This window comes from Sinorhizobium meliloti (assembly GCF_017876815.1).
Taxonomy (GTDB): Bacteria; Pseudomonadota; Alphaproteobacteria; order Rhizobiales; family Rhizobiaceae; genus Sinorhizobium; species Sinorhizobium meliloti.
On the sequence record NZ_JAGIOS010000003.1, the window covers coordinates 227,124 to 243,689 of the forward strand.

Annotated in this window: 13 protein-coding genes and 1 pseudogene; 6 read left to right on the top strand and 8 right to left on the bottom strand. The window is 59.9% G+C overall.

The features are described 5' to 3' along the window. Positions 1-27 precede the first annotated feature (27 nt). The 3 genes and pseudogenes from JOH52_RS27590 to JOH52_RS27600 all read left to right on the top strand — a co-directional run. Positions 28-450, top strand: a pseudogene (locus JOH52_RS27590) (mechanosensitive ion channel family protein); the annotation flags it as partial. Between the two features lie 409 nt (positions 451-859). Continuing rightward, positions 860-2,164 (top strand): metal-dependent hydrolase family protein, encoded by a 1,305-nt coding sequence (locus JOH52_RS27595; protein ID WP_013845598.1) that lies wholly within the window; start codon positions 860-862, stop codon positions 2,162-2,164. 84 nt (positions 2,165-2,248) lie between these two features. After that, on the top strand, positions 2,249-3,307 hold the full coding sequence (locus JOH52_RS27600; RefSeq protein ID WP_010967885.1) for an AI-2E family transporter: 1,059 nt from the start codon (positions 2,249-2,251) through the stop codon (positions 3,305-3,307). A 60-nt stretch (positions 3,308-3,367) separates the two neighbouring features. Here JOH52_RS27600 and JOH52_RS27605 read toward each other — a convergent pair whose 3' ends face one another. The 7 genes from JOH52_RS27605 to JOH52_RS27635 all read right to left on the bottom strand — a co-directional run bounded on the left by JOH52_RS27605 (position 3,368) and on the right by JOH52_RS27635 (position 10,028). After that, on the bottom strand, positions 3,368-4,018 hold the full coding sequence (locus JOH52_RS27605; RefSeq protein ID WP_017266587.1) for an HdeD family acid-resistance protein: 651 nt from the start codon (positions 4,016-4,018) through the stop codon (positions 3,368-3,370). Between the two features lie 154 nt (positions 4,019-4,172). Then, complete coding sequence (locus JOH52_RS27610) at positions 4,173-4,370, bottom strand: hypothetical protein (RefSeq protein ID WP_003530423.1); 198 nt, start codon at positions 4,368-4,370, stop codon at positions 4,173-4,175. A gap of 54 nt (positions 4,371-4,424) precedes the next feature. Further along, positions 4,425-4,919, bottom strand: a complete 495-nt coding sequence (locus JOH52_RS27615) for a DUF1269 domain-containing protein (RefSeq protein ID WP_014531434.1) — start codon at positions 4,917-4,919, stop codon at positions 4,425-4,427. A 168-nt stretch (positions 4,920-5,087) separates the two neighbouring features. Beyond that, positions 5,088-5,378, bottom strand: a complete 291-nt coding sequence (locus JOH52_RS27620) for a glycine zipper 2TM domain-containing protein (protein WP_003530427.1) — start codon at positions 5,376-5,378, stop codon at positions 5,088-5,090. A gap of 108 nt (positions 5,379-5,486) precedes the next feature. Next, complete coding sequence (gene arcA / locus JOH52_RS27625) at positions 5,487-6,746, bottom strand: arginine deiminase (protein WP_014531435.1); 1,260 nt, start codon at positions 6,744-6,746, stop codon at positions 5,487-5,489. 15 nt (positions 6,747-6,761) lie between these two features. After that, positions 6,762-8,183, bottom strand: a complete 1,422-nt coding sequence (locus tag JOH52_RS27630) for a basic amino acid/polyamine antiporter (protein ID WP_014531436.1) — start codon at positions 8,181-8,183, stop codon at positions 6,762-6,764. A 417-nt stretch (positions 8,184-8,600) separates the two neighbouring features. Further along, a complete protein-coding gene (locus tag JOH52_RS27635) occupies positions 8,601-10,028 on the bottom strand; it encodes a basic amino acid/polyamine antiporter (protein WP_014531437.1) in 1,428 nt (475 codons plus the stop codon). 304 nt (positions 10,029-10,332) lie between these two features. Between JOH52_RS27635 and JOH52_RS27640 the strand changes: the two genes are divergently transcribed. Continuing rightward, positions 10,333-10,812 (top strand): YqhA family protein, encoded by a 480-nt coding sequence (locus JOH52_RS27640; RefSeq protein WP_003530434.1) that lies wholly within the window; start codon positions 10,333-10,335, stop codon positions 10,810-10,812. 387 nt (positions 10,813-11,199) lie between these two features. Here JOH52_RS27640 and JOH52_RS27645 read toward each other — a convergent pair. Continuing rightward, a protein-coding gene (locus JOH52_RS27645; protein ID WP_011970797.1) for an IS630-like element ISRm2011-2 family transposase occupies positions 11,200-12,146 on the bottom strand; the annotation gives its coding sequence in 2 pieces (ribosomal slippage) (positions 11,200-11,807 and positions 11,807-12,146; 948 coding nt in all). An 80-nt stretch (positions 12,147-12,226) separates the two neighbouring features. Here JOH52_RS27645 and JOH52_RS27650 point away from each other — a divergent pair. Together JOH52_RS27650 and JOH52_RS27655 are read left to right on the top strand one after the other, a co-directional pair. Continuing rightward, entirely contained in the window at positions 12,227-13,369 is a 1,143-nt protein-coding gene (locus tag JOH52_RS27650; RefSeq protein ID WP_153530180.1) for an efflux RND transporter periplasmic adaptor subunit, read from the top strand. Then, complete coding sequence (locus JOH52_RS27655; RefSeq protein ID WP_014531440.1) at positions 13,366-16,500, top strand: efflux RND transporter permease subunit; 3,135 nt, start codon at positions 13,366-13,368, stop codon at positions 16,498-16,500. The genes JOH52_RS27650 and JOH52_RS27655 overlap by 4 nt, the downstream gene beginning before the upstream one ends. Positions 16,501-16,566: the final 66 nt, after the last annotated feature.

A 16,566-nucleotide genomic window follows, 5' to 3' on the forward strand; every position in this document is an offset into this window, starting at 1 on the left:
TTACTGCCGCTACGCGAAGCGCGCTGGAAGAACATGAGTCGCGACTGGGTGATCGACAAAGTTCACTATCAACGTCGCCTACGATTCCGATGTCGCCAAAGTGAAGAAAGTGGTGAAGGGTGTTGGGGCCACGCTGCTTGAGCACTCGCACCGCTGATCATCGAAACGGTGAAGATGAGGGGCGTGGAGCAGTTCGGTGACTACGGCATCATGCTGGGCTTCGCCATGACCACTAGGCCCGGTCATCAGACCCAGGTTCGGCGCCGTGCGAAGGCTCTGATCAAGGACGCGTTCAAGAAACATGGCATTCACTTCGCTTCGCCGACAGCCCAGGTTGCGGGGAACGAGGCGCAATCGTCAATGGCGGCTGCAGCCACAACTCGCGGTACGATTGCCAAGAAGAACGCCGCCTTGGCTGCGCAAGAGGGAGGTGAGGCAGCGGCCGAGTAGTCTGCTATATACGGTAAGCGTGGCTTGACGGCCGCCTCCCGTCCCTGTCCTAGAGTGGGATATTGGTCTACCAAGGCTAAGTGGGCACTATCGCGGCATCTGGTGTCGGGGAATGAGCGAGACGGCGAGCGAGGTTGCCCCATCTTTCGGCGATCTGGCGTCCAAGATCCTTGCACTACGAAAGAGACCAGTCTGAAACGCTTCTTGACGTCTGCGCCGTATAAGCTACAACTTGTCCTTGCGGCGTGACCACCTCTCCTCCTGAAGCGGGATGATCGTCATGTGTCAAAAAACCCCTGGATCGCGGCAGTTGGCGCGTTGCAATGCTGTAGTGCATGCGGTCACTCGCGCCGAAGCGTTGTTCCTTCTTGCGCGCCCCGTTTTCACTTTGCTTCGCTCAGGCAGAGAAATGCTTGCGGCGGCTCTCGTTCTCGGACTTTGCGCCACGGCCAGCGCCGACGACGTGCTTTTCGAGAACGTCCGCATCTTTGACGGAAAAGGTGCGGTTCTTTCGGCGCCGTCGAATGTTCTGGTCAAGGGCAATGTGATTGCGGCGATTTCGACAAGCCCAATCGAGGGGGAAGGCGCTGAGCGAATTGCCGGCGACGGGCGAACCCTGATGCCGGGCCTGATCGATGCGCACTGGCATGCCATGTTGGCCGCGTCCAGCCCGGCGGAAGCAATGGGCGACGTCAGCTTCGCAAGCATCCTGGCCGGCGAGGAGGCGACGGATACCCTGATGCGCGGGTTCACTACTGTCCGCGACTTGGGGGGACCGGCGTTCGGCCTCAAGCGAGCGATCGACCAAGGCATCATCCCTGGACCGCGCATCTATGCATCCGGTGCCATGATCACAGTCACCAGCGGGCATGGCGATTTCCGCCAGCTCACCGACTTGCCGCGGAGAACCGGCGGTCTGCTCACCCCCATGGAGACGGTCGGGGGTGCGATGGTCGTCGACAGCCCGGACGAGGTGCGGTTGCGCGTCCGCGAACAGTTCATGCAGGGAGCCGTTCTGATCAAGCTAACGGCGGGCGGCGGGGTGTCCTCACCCTTCAGCCCGCTCGATGTCACCACCTTCACCGAGCCCGAACTGCGGGCCGCCGTTGAAATTGCCGAGAATTGGGGCACCTACGTTGCCGCGCATGCCTTCACCTCTGATGCGATACGGAAAGCCATCGCGGCTGGTGTGAAGTGCATCGAACACGGCTTCCTCATGGATGAGGCCACCGCCAGGCTGATCGCTGAAAATGACATTTGGCTGAGCTTGCAGCCGCTTCCCGAATTGATGAGGACAGGCCTCCGGGACGGTTCGGTCGAGCGCGCCAAGGCAGATGAGGTATGGCCGGGCATCGGCAGAACATACGAACTAGCAAAGAGGTACAAGATCAAGACCGCGTGGGGCACGGACGTCCTGTTCTCCCGCGCGCTGGCGAAGCAGCAGGGAGCAATACTGGCTTCGCTCGTGCGTTGGTACACGCCTGCCGAAGCGCTCGTCATGGCGACAGCGACCAATGCCGAACTGCTGGCGCTTTCGGGCCAACGCAACCCCTATCCGGGAAAGCTGGGCGTCATCGAAGAAGACGCTCTCGCGGACCTCCTCCTCGTCGAAGGCAATCCGCTGGAGAATATCGACCTGGTGGCCGATCCTGCCAACAGCTTCAAAATCATCATGAAGGACGGCGTGATCTACAAAAACACACTCACCCCGTGAGGAACGACTGCCTGATGCCCCACCGAAGATTGCTGTCGTCGCATGCTACTGATGAACTGCGGAGATCCTCTGAGAGGTAGGTGCATGCCCGCCGCAAGAATCAAGATAATTTACATTACCCAAATTCTGATCGCGACTCTGCTCCTCCTCGCGATGCTCTCGATGGCAAGTTCGATATTCGCCCCCGTAGCTTTTGCGCTGTTTATCATCGCGCTTGTGTGGCCGACGCAGTGCCGCTTGCAGGCTATGCTCCCTCGCTACTTGGCGCTCATCATCAGCTTCCTCTTGGTCGTTCTCGCCATCGTCGCATTCGGCGGGCTCATAGCGTGGGCATTCGGGCACGTCGGCCGGTGGATCATCGCGGATGCTGCGCGTTTTCAGCAGCTCTACGACCAGGTTCGCCTCTGGCTCGAGGAACACGGCGTAGCGGTTGGCGTGCTTTGGTCGGAGAACTTCGGCGTTGGCTGGGTCTTGCATACCGTGCAGGCCGTCAGCGGCCGGCTTAACAGCACCTTCAGTTTCTGGCTGATCGCGCTCGTCTATGTCCTGCTCGGGTTGATGGAGATGGATGATTTCGGGCGCAGGATCGAGGCATTGCGAAACCGGACGGCAAGTGCACTGCTTCTTCGTGGCAGCCAACAAACCGCCATGAAGATTCGGCGCTACATGATGATCAGGACGGTGATGAGTGTCGTCACAGGTCTTCTGGTTTGGATTTTCACCCGCGCTGTCGGGCTGTCTCTCGCCGAGGAGTGGGGCTTCATTGCGTTCGCTCTCAACTACATCCCCTTTCTTGGGCCACTTCTGGCCACCTTGTTCCCGACGCTCTTTGCTCTTATTCAGTTCGGGACTGTGGAGACCGTCTTGATTGTCTTTACGGGCTTGAACCTCATTCAGTTCGTTGTGAGCAGTTACATCGAGCCACGAGCCTCAGGCAGCGCGCTGTCAATGTCTCCTGTCATGGTCCTGTTTTCCGTTTTTTTATGGGGCTACCTCTGGGGGATATTCGGCGCCTTCATCGGCGTGCCGATAACGATCGCGTTGCTGACTTTCTGCAACCAGCATCCGTCCAGCAAGTGGCTTTCGGAATTGTTCGGTCTGGAGATGGCAGCCGATCAGGTCGCTTCGACGCCCAGCGGATAATGCGGTGGTCATCGTCGGCCATCGCGGCTATGTGGGTCAAGCGCTCACGACGGCGCCGACTCAGTCCCGGAAGTCAGGCGGGTGGCCATGCCGGATTGTTTCCACCTTTGTCCGGCCGGGAAAAAAAGCGAATCTCAGCCAAGCCAGGCCATGCGCCAGGAAATCGACCCCCAGCAAGAGCGCAAGGAGCCAAAGACCCATCTTCGGGAACTCGGCCAGTACGACAAGTCCCGCTGCGGCGCCGAAGGCTCCCGACAGCATCATGGGCCATCCTGCCTCACGCCAGTGGCTAACACTAAGCAAGATTCTCACGACCCCTGAGAGGATGAACAGCAGGCCGATCGTGTAGGTTTGCAAGAGCTCTTGTGTACGCACCGAGCGGGCCACAATGTTCGTGAGCACCTCCATCAAGCTCGAGCCGGCGACGTCGGTGAGCATCAAGCCCAGGGCGATATATAAAGATCCGAGCAGCGTTTGCCATGACAGGCCACCCCACCGTCTGGCCCAGAAGGCATATACGATTTCGAATACGCCCACCAAGATGGCAGCGGTTCCGACGAAGACGGGAGTAACGACTGATGCAAACGCCACATCCGTCAGGACGACCAGCCCCGCCAGAAGCATGACGCCGCCAAGCACCACCCGAACCGAAGGCGGGGGGGCGCTCGGGTCGCCACCTGCATTGACCGGCATGGTGTCGTAAGATGCCATGGCTTCCTCGTCACTCCGGCTGCTCGTTGCGCTACTATGCTCCGAGAAGCGGCGCGCTCGTCGGCAACAATCTCCAACGGTGCCGACGCATCGATCCGCGGGCGAACAGACCGTCTCTATGGGCCTTGCGCCTGCAGCCCGGCGGCAAATCGCACTATCGCCGCTCATTTCGGCGAAGGACGTGGCCCACGATGAAAGCTATGCCGATGAGCAGAAGGATTACTCCTGCCAATCCGATTCCAAACGAGCCATATCGGTAGCCGGACGCCGCGACGAGGAAACCAATAATGATACTCCCGAAGCCGATTAGCTTCATTTTCATCAGGTTGAAGTTTTCGCCGTATCCTGCCATGTGAACATCCAATTTCTGCGCGTCCGGTTCGGTTGTCACCAGCGCGAACGGCGTCTAAGCGACGCTCGCTTTCTGCAAGGCCTCCCGCAGTAGTTGCTCCTTGCTTTCATCCAGAGAGGTTCTCAGTATGGTGCCGCCAAACGGCGATATATCCTTCAGAACCTTGTCCTCAGTCATCTCCTTCACCAGCACAAACAGCGCCGCATTGCCGGGCTGAAGGCCCCTGGCCAGTTCCTTCATGAAGTCGTCGTTGATGCCCACATCGCTCAGCGCGCCGCCGATCGCTCCGGACGCCGCACCTACGGCCACCCCGATCAGCGGGTTGAGAAACAGCACACCGACGAGCAATCCCCAGAAGCTTCCTGAAGCGGCACCTGCCGCAGTTAGGTTCATCAGTTGATTCAACTTGATCTTGCCCGCGTCAGTCTTTGTCGCGATCACGGCGTCGCCCAACGTGAGCAAGTATTCTTTCTGCAGCTCAATCAGGCGCTTTCGGACTTCTTCGGCTTTGTCTTCACTGGGATAAATAATGGCAATCAGGCTGGACATGACTAACTCCCATTTACTTGAGTTGCGAAGTTCTCGATGCGTCACGGTGATGACGAGTTTCCGGTTGGCGCAACCTGGCGCGCACCCTGAAAGCCCAAATATGACGATCCCGCGCAGGCACTCACCGCCTTCCGGCATGAGGTTGCGGCGAGCGCCAGGCGGTCGGCTTTACCGGCACCTTGCGATGATGATTGTGCCGTCCGGCTGTCTGTATCTGCAGTTGCCACGGTTGTAAGACGGGGTTGTTGCAGTCCCGACCGCGGCCCCGACCAGAGCTCCGCCAGCCGCACCGGCGACGGTGCTCGTTGTGTTCCCTCCAATCAACTGGCCCGCCACCGCGCCTGTTCCGGCGCCTATCAGAGCTCCGCCCAGGCCGCGTTGGTTCTGTTCGGTGGCGCACCCACCGGCAATCGCGGCCACAGCGGCAAGCGTGAGAGGGAGTATTGTTCTTCGTGCCATGGCATTTCTCCTTTGTGAGAGCGGCCACTCTCTGCAAGATCGGGCTTAGAGATCAGGCGATTTAGGGCAGGGCTACAGTCGCTCTGGGCCAGAAACTGCCGATCTTGGTCAATAGTCCACAGCATCACGAATAATTGGGCAGGTCATGCAATGGCCACCGCCGCGTCCGCGACCGAGTTCGCCGCCCGTGATGGTGATCACTTCAACGCCCGCTTTGCGTAGAAGCGTATTGGTGTAGGTGTTTCGGTCGTAGGCCAGCACCACGCCGGGAGACAGGCAGACGAGATTTGCGCCGCTATCCCATTGCGTGCGTTCGCGCACATAGGCGTTCCCGCCGGTCTCGACCACGCGCATTTCCTTGAGGCCCAGGGCGTCCCGCACAGTTTCGACAAACGAGCCACGTTCCTTGTGGAGCTCGAGGGAGCCCGGCTTCTCACCGGGTCTGTAGGAGAATGCCTCGATTTCGTTGACAATGTCGGGGTAGATAAGCACGCAGTCGCGGTCGGCGAATGTGAACACCGTGTCTAGGTGCATGGCCGCACGTAATTTTGGCATCGCGGCGACGATCACGCGCTGCGCAGCGCCTTTTTCGAACAGGGTTGCGGCAAGCTGGCCGATCGCTTGCCGCGACGTTCGCTCACTCATGCCGATCAACACGTTGCCTTTGCCGATCGGCATGACGTCGCCGCCCTCAAGTGTGGCGAGCCCCCAGTCCATGGTCGGGTCGCCCCACCAGACATTGACCTTGCCGGCGAAATCCGGGTGGAACTTGTAGATGGCGGTGGCGAGGATGGTCTCCTCGTGGCGCGCCGGCCAATAAAGCGGGTTGAGCGTCACCCCGCCGTAAATCCAGCAGGTGGTATCACGCGTATAGAGCGTGTTGGGCAGCGGCGGCAGGAGATACTCTGCGGCCCCAGCAGCGTCCCGGATCAGTTCCAACATTTCGCCGCCGTGAGCCTCGGGAAATTCATGGGTCGATAGTCCGCCTATCAGGGTCTCCGCAAGCTCACGGTCGGGCAGCCCGTCGAGGTAGCTGCGGATCTCGTCTACGAGCTCAAGCCCGACCTGATTAGGCACGACCTGGTTATCGAGAATCCACTTCCTCGCATCAGGAATTGCCACGGTCTGGGCTAGCAGGTTGTGCATCTCGACAACCTCGACGCCGCGGTCGCGCATCTTGGTCATGAAGTCGAAATGATCGCGCCGGGCGTTGTCGACCCAGAGGACGTCGTCAAACAGGAGGGCGTCACAATTGCTCGGCGTGAGCCGTTGATGAGCACGCCCCGGCGCGCAGACCATGACCTTGCGTAACTGGCCAACCTCGGAATGTACACCCAAAGTGTGCTGGGTCGAGCTTTCAGAGGACATGGCACATCTCCTTTTTCAGATCGTCAGGTAGCCGGTGGACAAGCCGATGATCGCCGCGATGCAGCCGATGGCTGCAGTCGCGAAAATCAGCCAGTCGATGGATGTGTTGAAAACCCGCTTGCCCCGCTCGCGCCTGGCCCAGAAATAGAGGATCGTGCCAGGGGCATACAGAAGAGCCGACAGCAGGACGAACTTGATGCCGCCCGCGACAATCATGAAAAATGTGTAGGCGGCGGCGATGCTGGCAATGATCAGGTCGCGGGTGCGTTCACGCGGCCGGACCTCGTAAGTCTCGGCGCGTTGAGCCAGCATGAACCCGAAGGCAGCCACGAACATGTAGGGAATCAGCGACATTGCGCTCGTCAAGTTCAGCATCAGCGCGAACGCGTCCTGCGACCAGTAGGTGCTAATGACGAACAGTTGGACGACGATGTTTGTAAGCCATAGCGCGGCTGCGGGCACCTTGTTTTGATTCTCAGTGCCGAAAAGCCGGGGCATGTCGTCCGTGCGCGCGGCCACGTAGAGCACTTCCGCGCACACCAACGACCAGGCGAGATAGGCACCAAGCACCGAGACGATCACCCCGATGCTGATGAAAACCGCACCCCAGGGGCCGACGACGGCAGCAAGCACTCCGGCCATCGAAGGCTGGCTCATGGCGGCGATCTCGGGGCGCGTCAGGGCCGCATAGGGCAGCAGCGTGACCAGAACCATCAGCGCACTGACGCCTATGAAGCCCATGATCGTGGCCGTTCCGATATCGGAGCGCGCCTGCGCATAGCGCGAATAGTTGCTCGCGCCTTCGATGCCGATGAAGACGAAGACCGTCGCCAGCATTGTCGCCTGGATTTGTTGGAGGAGGGTTGCCTGCGGCATCCCCTCGCCACCCCAGAAGTTGAGCCGGAACAGGTCGAGCTTGAAGAAGAAGAACAGGATGATGATGAAGGCAATAATCGGGATGACCTTCGCGACGGTCACGACGGTGTTGACAAAGGCGGCCTGCTGAATGCCTCTCAAGATCATGAAGTGGAAGAGCCAGATGCCGACCGAAGCGACGAGAATAGCGACGACAGTATTGCCGTCGCCGAAGACTGGAAAAAAATTGCCAAGCGTCGACTTGATCAGCACCCAATATGACACGTTGCCGATGCAACTGCCGATCCAGTAGCCGAAGGCGGATAGGAAGCCTGGATAGTCGCCAAACCCTTCTTTGGCATAGGCGAAAACGCCGGCGTCAAGATCGGGTTTGCGCTCCGCCAGCGATTGGAAGACGCGCGCCAGCATGTACATGCCGCCCCCTGCAATGCACCAGGCGATGATTGCGCCAAACGGCCCTGTTGCGACGCCGAATGTCCGCGGGAGCGAGAAGATGCCTGCGCCGACCATGGAACCGACGACCATGCCAGTCAGAGCAAACAGGGAAAGCTTCTGCGCCATCGCTTTACTCCCGGATTCGCCAATGAAAGCGGCGTCTGCGGAGGTGCGGACGCGCGAACAACTCTGTAGATCGCTTGTTCAGCCAGGTGAAATTACGGATATCTCAAGCCGGCGTGGTATTTTGAAGCTGCTATCTGCTTCTGGCGCCACTTCTGTAGCATACTTGGATTAATCACAATGTTAACGTGTAATACTCAAATTGCAAGAGCGAATCGATTTGCTGACGAAAAGCCTGACGCAAACACGTGTCAGCTACAGCGCCGCGCGTGTCTTTCATAAGGGTAAGGGACACTTAACGTTTTGCATTACTGCATTTTTTCTCAAGTCGGCGCCGATTCAAGGAACATGCGGGAAGGCCAGCGGAGTGTCTATGAGCTGACGGATCGGCGAGGCCTAGATCGCCCCGATCTGTGAAATCTATATAGTGATGGAGCCGGTCACGAGACCGTAGATGCCGACTAGGCATCCGACCACTACAGCTATGAAGACGAGCCATTCCCGAGGGCTGAAGAGCGGCTTCTTCTGTTCGCGTCTTGCATAGAGGAACAGGGCCGTTCCAAGCGCGTAGAGAATGGCGGAAAGCAGGAGGAACTTCAGGCCGCCGGCATAAATCATAAAGGCCGTGTAGACCGTGCCGGCGCCTGCCAAGATCTGATCGCGGAACCGTTCCTTCGGTCTGATGTTGTAGGTCTCCCCGCGCTTGGCGACAAGAAATCCATAGGCTGCCACTAGCAGGTATGGAATCAGCACCATTGCACTCGTCAGGTTTACCATCAAGCGAAACGCATCTTCCGAGAACAGGGTGCTAATGAGGAAGAGCTGGATCACTCCATTGCTCAGCCAAAGAGCCGCAGCCGGAACGCTGTTGCTGTTCTCCCTGGCGAGTACGCTCGGCATGTCTCCGTTTTTGGCGGCGCAGAAGAGCACTTCGACGCAGATCAGCGACCATGCCAGATACGCTCCGAGCACGGAAACGATCAAACCGGCACTGACAAAGACGGAGCCCCACGGCCCGACGATGGATTCCAGAACGGAAGCCATCGAGGGTTGCCGCATGCCCGCGATTTCGGGTCGCTCTAGGGCCCCGTAGGGTAGCAGCGTTACCAACACCATCAGTCCCAGCACGACTACGAAGCCCAGTGTGGTGGCCACGCCCACATCGGAACGTTTGCGCGCGTAGCGCGAATAGACGCTCGCGCCCTCTACGCCGATGAACACAAAAACGGTGACCAGCATGGTGGCACGTATCTGCTCGAAAAGGCTCGCCTCGGGCGTGTCCGCGCCGCCCCAAAAATTGCTGCGAAAGAGATCGGTCTCGAACGCGCCGAGCAGGATGACTATGAAGATCAGGATGGGCACGATCTTTGCCACGGTGACGACGGTGTTGATGGCCGCTGCCTCTTTGATCCCTCGCAAGATCATGAAGTGGAAGCCCCACAGCGCGACCGAGGAGACAAGCACAGCGGCGATCGTGTTGCCGTCTCCGAAGATCGGGAAGAAGGCCCCGAGGGTGGCCTTGATCAACACCCAGTACGACACATCGGCAATACAGCCGACCAGCCAATAGCCGAGAACCGAAAGGAAGCCGGCATAGTCGCCGAAGCCGGCGCTCGCATACGCGTAGACGCCTGCATCGAGATCCGACTTGCGTTCCGCGAGCACCCTGAACACGTGAGCCAGAGTGAAGATGCCTGCCCCTGCGATGCACCAGGCCACGATAGCACCGAACGGACCAGTCGCATCGCCGAAGGTGCGGGGCAGCGAAAATATGCCCGCTCCCACCATGGAGCCGACGACGAGCGCGGCCAGCGACGTGAGCGAAAGTTTCTGAGCAGTGCTGGTCACGCGGCCTCCGATTGCGCACGGTTGCCTGATTGAACGAAAAGCACGTACCGATGAGCCGCCCCTAGGTGGGAGGGCCGAAAGGTTGTACCTTTTGCTTCAAAACTTCAAGCTGTAAAATCCCAGGGGACCAGACCAGAGCTAGTTGTGTTAATTTGCGTGTCGCCAGCGCCCCCAGAACTGTGGGGAACGGTTTCCACCGGCTTGAAGAGCCGTCGAGCTGCCGCTGTCGGGGAGAGCGTTTGAACGGGAAGCGCCCCTCCAAATGAGAGTGCCCCGGACCCGCTGCAGAAAGGCAGCAAGGCCAATGATCTCGTTTTTCTTGGGCATCCGCTACATCATGATCCTCGCGTCCATCGGGGTCCTGGGCGGTGCGCTGCTGATGTTTCTTGAAGGCGCGCTTCTTTTGCGCAACGCCTTCACCTTCGTCAGAACAGAGCCGGAGCTTTCGGTGACCGCTGCCGTCTTGCGTGCGACGGACAAGTTTCTTTTCGGCATCGTACTCACCATTTTCGGCTATGCGATCACGTTCGGTTTCGTCATCGACGTCTCGGACGAGGTCCGTAAGAGGGTGCCGCGATGGATGATCCTCAACACCGTCGCGGAAATGAAGATCCTCTTCATCGAGGTGATCATCCTTTATCTCGTCGTTCATTTCGCGACCGTCGTGGCAGAGACTGAGGGGATGCTGGACTGGAACGGTCTCGTGCTGCCGGGAGCGGCACTTCTCCTGGCTGCGGCGATGAAGCTTGTTGCCAGTTCGACGCATGATTTGGGTCCGAAATAGAAGCAACGCCCCCGAAAGCGGGTTCGTGCCAGTTGGCGCGCGGCTCATTTTTCTTGAATCACGCTGGCTTTGCGCGTAAAGCTTGCTATTCTTAAGGTCATACACTTCTAGCGTTGCAGCGTCCGCCGGGCATCCGTGAACGTGCCTACCTAACGTAAGGTGCTCCCAGGTAACCGATTGAGGCCAATACTAGATGAAGCGATCGTGCTTCCGGCGTGCCACAGGTCTCGACAGGCGCCCCCAGGGCTCTTCTTTTATCGCAAGGCACAACAGGCTGCCTGATAGCTTGCCTCTCCAAAGGAGGCTTGGATCGGAAACTCGAAGCGGGGTCTTCGATGTTCAAAACGGCATTTCGATCTGTGGATTTCGTTCTAGAGCGGTATGTATTTAAGCCCGTTCATATCCCGCCTCTTTGAAGTAGGCTGCGCATTCCTGTGGGGTGACGGCTTGGAGAATGTGGCGCAGTTCGTCATGGATTGCGTCGCGTGATCTGGCCTGTGCCTCACGCAACCAGTGCTTGATTTTGGCGAAGAGCTTTTCGATCGGATTGAGATCGGGGGAATATTTCGGCAGAAAGAACAGGCGGGCGCCGGCCTTACGGATGGCGGCGCGGATCTCCTGACCCTTATGGGAGCCGAGATTGTCCAGGATGACGATGTCGCCGGCTTTGAGTTCCGGCACCAGAACTTGCTGGACATAGATGCGGAAGCGTTCGCCATTGATCGGGCCATCGAGGATAAAGGGAGCGCTGACGCGGTCGGCCCTGAGTGCGGCGACAAAGGTCATGGTGTTCCAATGGCCGAAGGGGGCGTAGCCCACCAGTCGTTCGCCGCGAGGCGCCCAGCCCCGCAGCGGCGCCATGTTCGTCTTCGTCCAGGTCTCATCGATGAAAACGAGGCGGGCGGGATCAATTCCGGGGCAGTGCTTCAGCCATCGTGCCCGGTGGCGGGCGACGTCGGGCCGCTCCCGTTCGCTGGCGACCAGCGTCTTTTTTTATAACTCAACCCCTCTTCGTGCACGAAGGTCCAGACGGCGCGATAATCCACCTTCAGGCCGCGCTCGCTCAACTCGGCGACAAGTCCGTGCAGCGTGAAGTCGCGCTCGCGGCAGCGGCAAAGCAGCCAAGCCCGGTGCGGACCGGAAAGCTTGCGGGGCTTGTGCCCACCCATCTGGCCGGGTGCGGCGCTGCCCGTCTCGCGAAACCGCCGCACCCAATCGATCGCGGTGCTGATGCCGATGCCGAAGCGCTTGGCCGCTGCCCGGCACGATAGGCCCTCGCCCGTCACCGCATCGACAACGCGTTCCCGAAGATCATTCGAAAAAGGTCTCGCCATAAAGGCCGGCCTCCTTCACCGGCCTGAATGGTGAATCTGATTTGCGCAGAAAAAGGAATCCCCTTTCCGATTCCGCCTAAATGCATCCCGCTCTAGGGGTAAGCGGTCTCCTGCTCTGCTCGACCGGAGACGGTGTCGCCCAGACCGGGCCGGTCGTCGGCGTGATGACCGTTCAACTCGAGGATGTATCTCCGGCCCATGAATTCGTTGGCCGGGTCGAAGCACTCAACGCCGTGGATATCCGAGCCAGAGTAGAAGGTTTCCTGGAGAGGCGGCTTTTCGCCGAGGGCCAGAACGTCGAGAAAGGTCAAGATCTCTTCACCCTTGAGCAAACGACTTACGAGCTTGCGCTCAAGGATGCACAAGCGACGCTGCTCAGCGCCCAGACCAATTTCGACAATGCCGAACGCCAGTTCCAGCGAAACCAGACGCTAAGCCAGCGCACAGTCTCGCAGGCTGTGCTCGAGGAGAGCCAGGCGGCGCGCGACACTGCCCGGGCAAACGTCCTGTCGGCACAGACAAGGGTCAATCAGGCCGAGCTCAATCTCGGCTACACCCACATCAAGGCTCCGATCGGCGGTCGGATCGGCCGCGCTGCCTATTCTGTGGGGAGTCTTGTCAGCCCGTCGTCGGAGCCGCTGGCCCGAGTGGTTCAGACGGATCCCATCCGCGTGGTCTTCTCGGTCAGCGATCGCACCATCCTCGACCTTCGCACGATCGCCGGAGGGGCAGGCAAGGACGAACTGGCAAAAGGCTATCTCCTCAAGCTGCGCCTGTCGAATGGTGAGCCTTACCAGCAGTCAGGGAAGCTCGAATTCTTCGGAAACGAGATCGACGTGCAGACCGGCACGCTTCCGATCCGAGCTCTATTCGCCAATCCGCAATCGCTCCTCATGCCGGGGCAGTTCGTCACGGTGATTGTCGAGCCGGCGGAGCGGGAGGAACGTCCGGTGGTGCCGGTCGGGTCCGTGGAGCAGGACCGCGAGGGCCGCTTCGTGCTCGTCGTCGACGGCGAGAGCCGTGCCACCGTGCGACGCATTCGCGTTTCCGTGCAGGTCGGGCAGAATTGGGTGGTCGAGGAGGGCCTGCAGGGCGGTGAGAAACTGATCGTCGAGGGCCTCCAACGCGTCTCCCCTGGAGCAGTCGTCGAGGCGCAGAGCGTATCGGCCGGCGACGCCGCAACGGATACTACCGCACCGGCGCCAGGATCGTCGAGCCAATGAACCTGTCGGCGTACTTTATCGACCGCCCGCGACTTGCCACCGTTATCGCCGTCGTGATGGCGATCGCCGGTGCGCTCGCACTCTTCCAGATTCCGATTGCGCAGTTCCCGCAGATCACGCCGCCCGAGGTGCAGGTCACCGCCAGTTATCCAGGGGCCAATGCGAGCGTCTTGGAGGAGAGCGTCGGAGCCCCGATCGAGAACCAGGTTAACGGTGTCGAGGACATGCTTTACATGTCGTCCTCAAGCACCAACAACGGGACCTACTCGTTGACTGTGACCTTCGCCGTCGGTACCGATCCGGCACTGGCGCAAGTTAACGTGCAGAACCGTGTCGCGCTCGCGACGCCCCGGCTTCCCGCTTCCGTGACCCAGACGGGGGTCTCAGTGAGAGCGCGCTCGTCCAGCATGTTGATGGGCGTTGCGATCTATTCCCCCGAGGGAACGCGCGACGAGATTTTCATCAGCAACTATGCCGCCAACAATATCCGTGATGCGATCGCCCGCGTGTCAGGCGTCGGGGAGGCCGGTATCTTTGGTCCGTCCTACAGCATGCGTATCTGGATGAACCCGGACCGAATGCAGGCCTTAGGCCTGACTGCCGCGGATCTGACGAGCGCCATCCAGGCCCAGAATGCGCAGGCCTCGGCCGGCCAATTGGGGTCTCCGCCTGCAACATCGGGCCAACAGTTGCAGCTCACAATCATGGCCCAGGGGCGTCTCGCGACCGAGGAGGACTTTTCGAATATCATCGTTCGCACCAATACGGAAGGTGCCTTAGTCCGCCTCCGCGATGTCGCGCGCGTGGAACTCGGCGCGCAATCCTACGACACGGCGTCAACTTTCAACGGTCAACCGAGCGCGACGGTCGTCGTTTACCAGAGCGCCGACGCCAATGCGCTTGCCGTGTCGCGGGCAGTGCTCTCCGAACTCGATCGGCTTTCGCGGCAGTTTCCCGAGGACGTGGCCTATGCGATCGTCTTCGACACAACAGCCTTCATCACCGAAACGATCAAGGAGATCGCTATCACGCTTGCGATCACCTTTGCGCTGGTGGTCGCCGTCACTTACTTCTTCTTGCAAGACTGGCGGGCGACGGTCATACCGACACTGACGATCCCGGTGTCCCTGATTGGCGGGTTTGCCGTCCTTTATCTGCTAGACTACTCGGCCAATACCATTACGCTCTTCGCCGTCATCCTCGCCATCAGCCTAGTCGTCGACGACGCGATCATCGTCGTCGAGAACGTAAAGCGCTTGATGGCCGAAGAGCGACTGAATGTGCACGACGCGACCCGCCGTACGATGAGCCAAGTCACGGGTCCGATCGTGGCGACCACTCTGGTCCTTGCAGCCCTCTTCGTGCCGATCGCATTCGTGGCCGGGATTACCGGGCAGCTCTACCGTCAATTCGCCGTGACGATCCTGATCACGATTACCTTCTCGACCATCAATGCACTGACGCTCAGCCCGGCCCTGTGTGTCCTCATGCTCAGGCCACCGCGCGAGCAGCGGTCCCGAATTTTTGGGACATTCAACCGGGGCCTCGACTTCTCGCGCAACTGGTACCTCGCGATGCTCGACCGCATGTCCCGGCGGCTCTGGATTGCTTCTGTAATTCTTCTGGCGATCCTTGGCGGGGTCTATGGATTGTTCCGCGCGCTTCCGACCGGATTCGTGCCGAGCGAGGATCAGGGATACCTTTTTATCAATGTGCAATTGCCCAATGCCGCTTCGCTCGAGCGGACACAGCAGGCGCTGGATACCGTTTCCAGGATCTTGCAACGGACACCAGGGGTTGCGAATTCTGTCGGCATTGCCGGTAATAGCATGGTGGGCGGCGGCGGCTCGAACGCCGGAATGGTGATCACAGCGCTGAAACCCTGGGGCGAACGCAGGAGCGCTGAGGAAAGCATCGACGCGATCATGAATCGTCTCCGCGCCGAGTTTGGCCGGATACCCACCGCCTCCGTCGTGCCGTTCAACCCACCGGCCATACCGGGTCTTGGTACGACCGGCGGCTTCGACCTCAGGCTTCAGGCGCGCAGCGGCCAGAGCCAGCAGGAAATTGCCGAAGTCATGCGCGGCCTGATCGTCAAGGCTAACCAGACACCAGGACTTGCCAGCGTCTTCAGCACCTTCTCGGCCGACGTCCCACAGGTCTTTCTCAATGTCGACCGCCGCCGGGCCGAGCTCTTCGGGGTTTCAACCGCGACGATCTTCAACGCCATGCAATCCCACCTCGGCTCGTCCTATGTCGATGATTTCAACATCTTCTCGCGCGTGTACCAGGTGCGGATCCAGGATGAGCCACAGTTCCGCAGCCGCATCGAGGACATTCAGCGCCTGCGGGTGCGCAGCCGGAACGGAGAGCTCGTGCCGCTCCAATCACTGCTTTCCATCTCCACCAGTTACGGGCCGACTGCGATCAATCGCTACAACCTGTTCCCTTCGGCCTCGATCAACGGCCAGGCCGCGACGGGAACGAGTACCGGCCAGGCCCTCGCCACCATGGCGTCGCTCGCGGAGCAAAATCTCCCCGAAGGCTTCGGATTCGAGTGGACGGGACTGGCGCTGCAGGAAGAGCAGGCCGGAAACCAGACCGCCCTCATTCTCCTCATGGGCCTCATCTTCACCTATCTCTTTCTCGTCGGGCAATACGAAAGCTGGAGTGTTCCACTCGCTGTGATGCTGTCGGTCGCTGTCGCCGTGCTCGGCGCTCTCGTGGGTCTGATGCTCGCCTCGATCGACATCAACATATACGCCCAAATCGGTCTGGTTCTACTGATCGGACTCGCCGCGAAGAACGCGATCCTCATCGTCGAGTTCGCCAAGGAACGGCGCGATAAAGGGATGGCGACACCTGAAGCCGCAGCGGCGGGGACAGCCCAACGTTTTCGCCCCGTACTCATGACCGCAATGGCATCCATCCTCGGCGTCATCCCCCTCGTGATCGCCACCGGGGCAGGGGCCGGCAGCCGCCGCGCCATTGGCATGACCGTGTTCGGCGGACTGCTCGTCGGTACCGTCGTCGGGCTTCTCTTGATCCCCGTGTTCTATGTGCTGGTTCAGACCGTACGGGAGCAGGCCAAGGAACGATTTTTCCGCACCCGCGCAGGACGCAAGGCGTAACCCAGCAGGTGCAATCGACCCGACGCCCAGCGGGAGCATTGCCTACAGCTTGCTCCGCTGGATCGA

What these genes read in the sequence shown, in the direction of transcription:
- JOH52_RS27595 (WP_013845598.1), top strand. Translation starts at nt 860, where the DNA reads ATGCTTGCGGCGGCTCTCGTTCTCGGACTTTGCGCCACGGCCAGCGCC.
- JOH52_RS27600 (WP_010967885.1), top strand. Translation starts at nt 2,249, where the DNA reads ATGCCCGCCGCAAGAATCAAGATAATTTACATTACCCAAATTCTGATC.
- JOH52_RS27605 (WP_017266587.1), bottom strand. Translation starts at nt 4,018, where the DNA reads ATGGCATCTTACGACACCATGCCGGTCAATGCAGGTGGCGACCCGAGC.
- JOH52_RS27610 (WP_003530423.1), bottom strand. Translation starts at nt 4,370, where the DNA reads ATGGCAGGATACGGCGAAAACTTCAACCTGATGAAAATGAAGCTAATC.
- JOH52_RS27615 (WP_014531434.1), bottom strand. Translation starts at nt 4,919, where the DNA reads ATGTCCAGCCTGATTGCCATTATTTATCCCAGTGAAGACAAAGCCGAA.
- JOH52_RS27620 (WP_003530427.1), bottom strand. Translation starts at nt 5,378, where the DNA reads ATGGCACGAAGAACAATACTCCCTCTCACGCTTGCCGCTGTGGCCGCG.
- arcA (WP_014531435.1), bottom strand. Translation starts at nt 6,746, where the DNA reads ATGTCCTCTGAAAGCTCGACCCAGCACACTTTGGGTGTACATTCCGAG.
- JOH52_RS27630 (WP_014531436.1), bottom strand. Translation starts at nt 8,183, where the DNA reads ATGGCGCAGAAGCTTTCCCTGTTTGCTCTGACTGGCATGGTCGTCGGT.
- JOH52_RS27640 (WP_003530434.1), top strand. Translation starts at nt 10,333, where the DNA reads ATGATCTCGTTTTTCTTGGGCATCCGCTACATCATGATCCTCGCGTCC.
- JOH52_RS27650 (WP_153530180.1), top strand. Translation starts at nt 12,227, where the DNA reads ATGCATCCCGCTCTAGGGGTAAGCGGTCTCCTGCTCTGCTCGACCGGA.
- JOH52_RS27655 (WP_014531440.1), top strand. Translation starts at nt 13,366, where the DNA reads ATGAACCTGTCGGCGTACTTTATCGACCGCCCGCGACTTGCCACCGTT.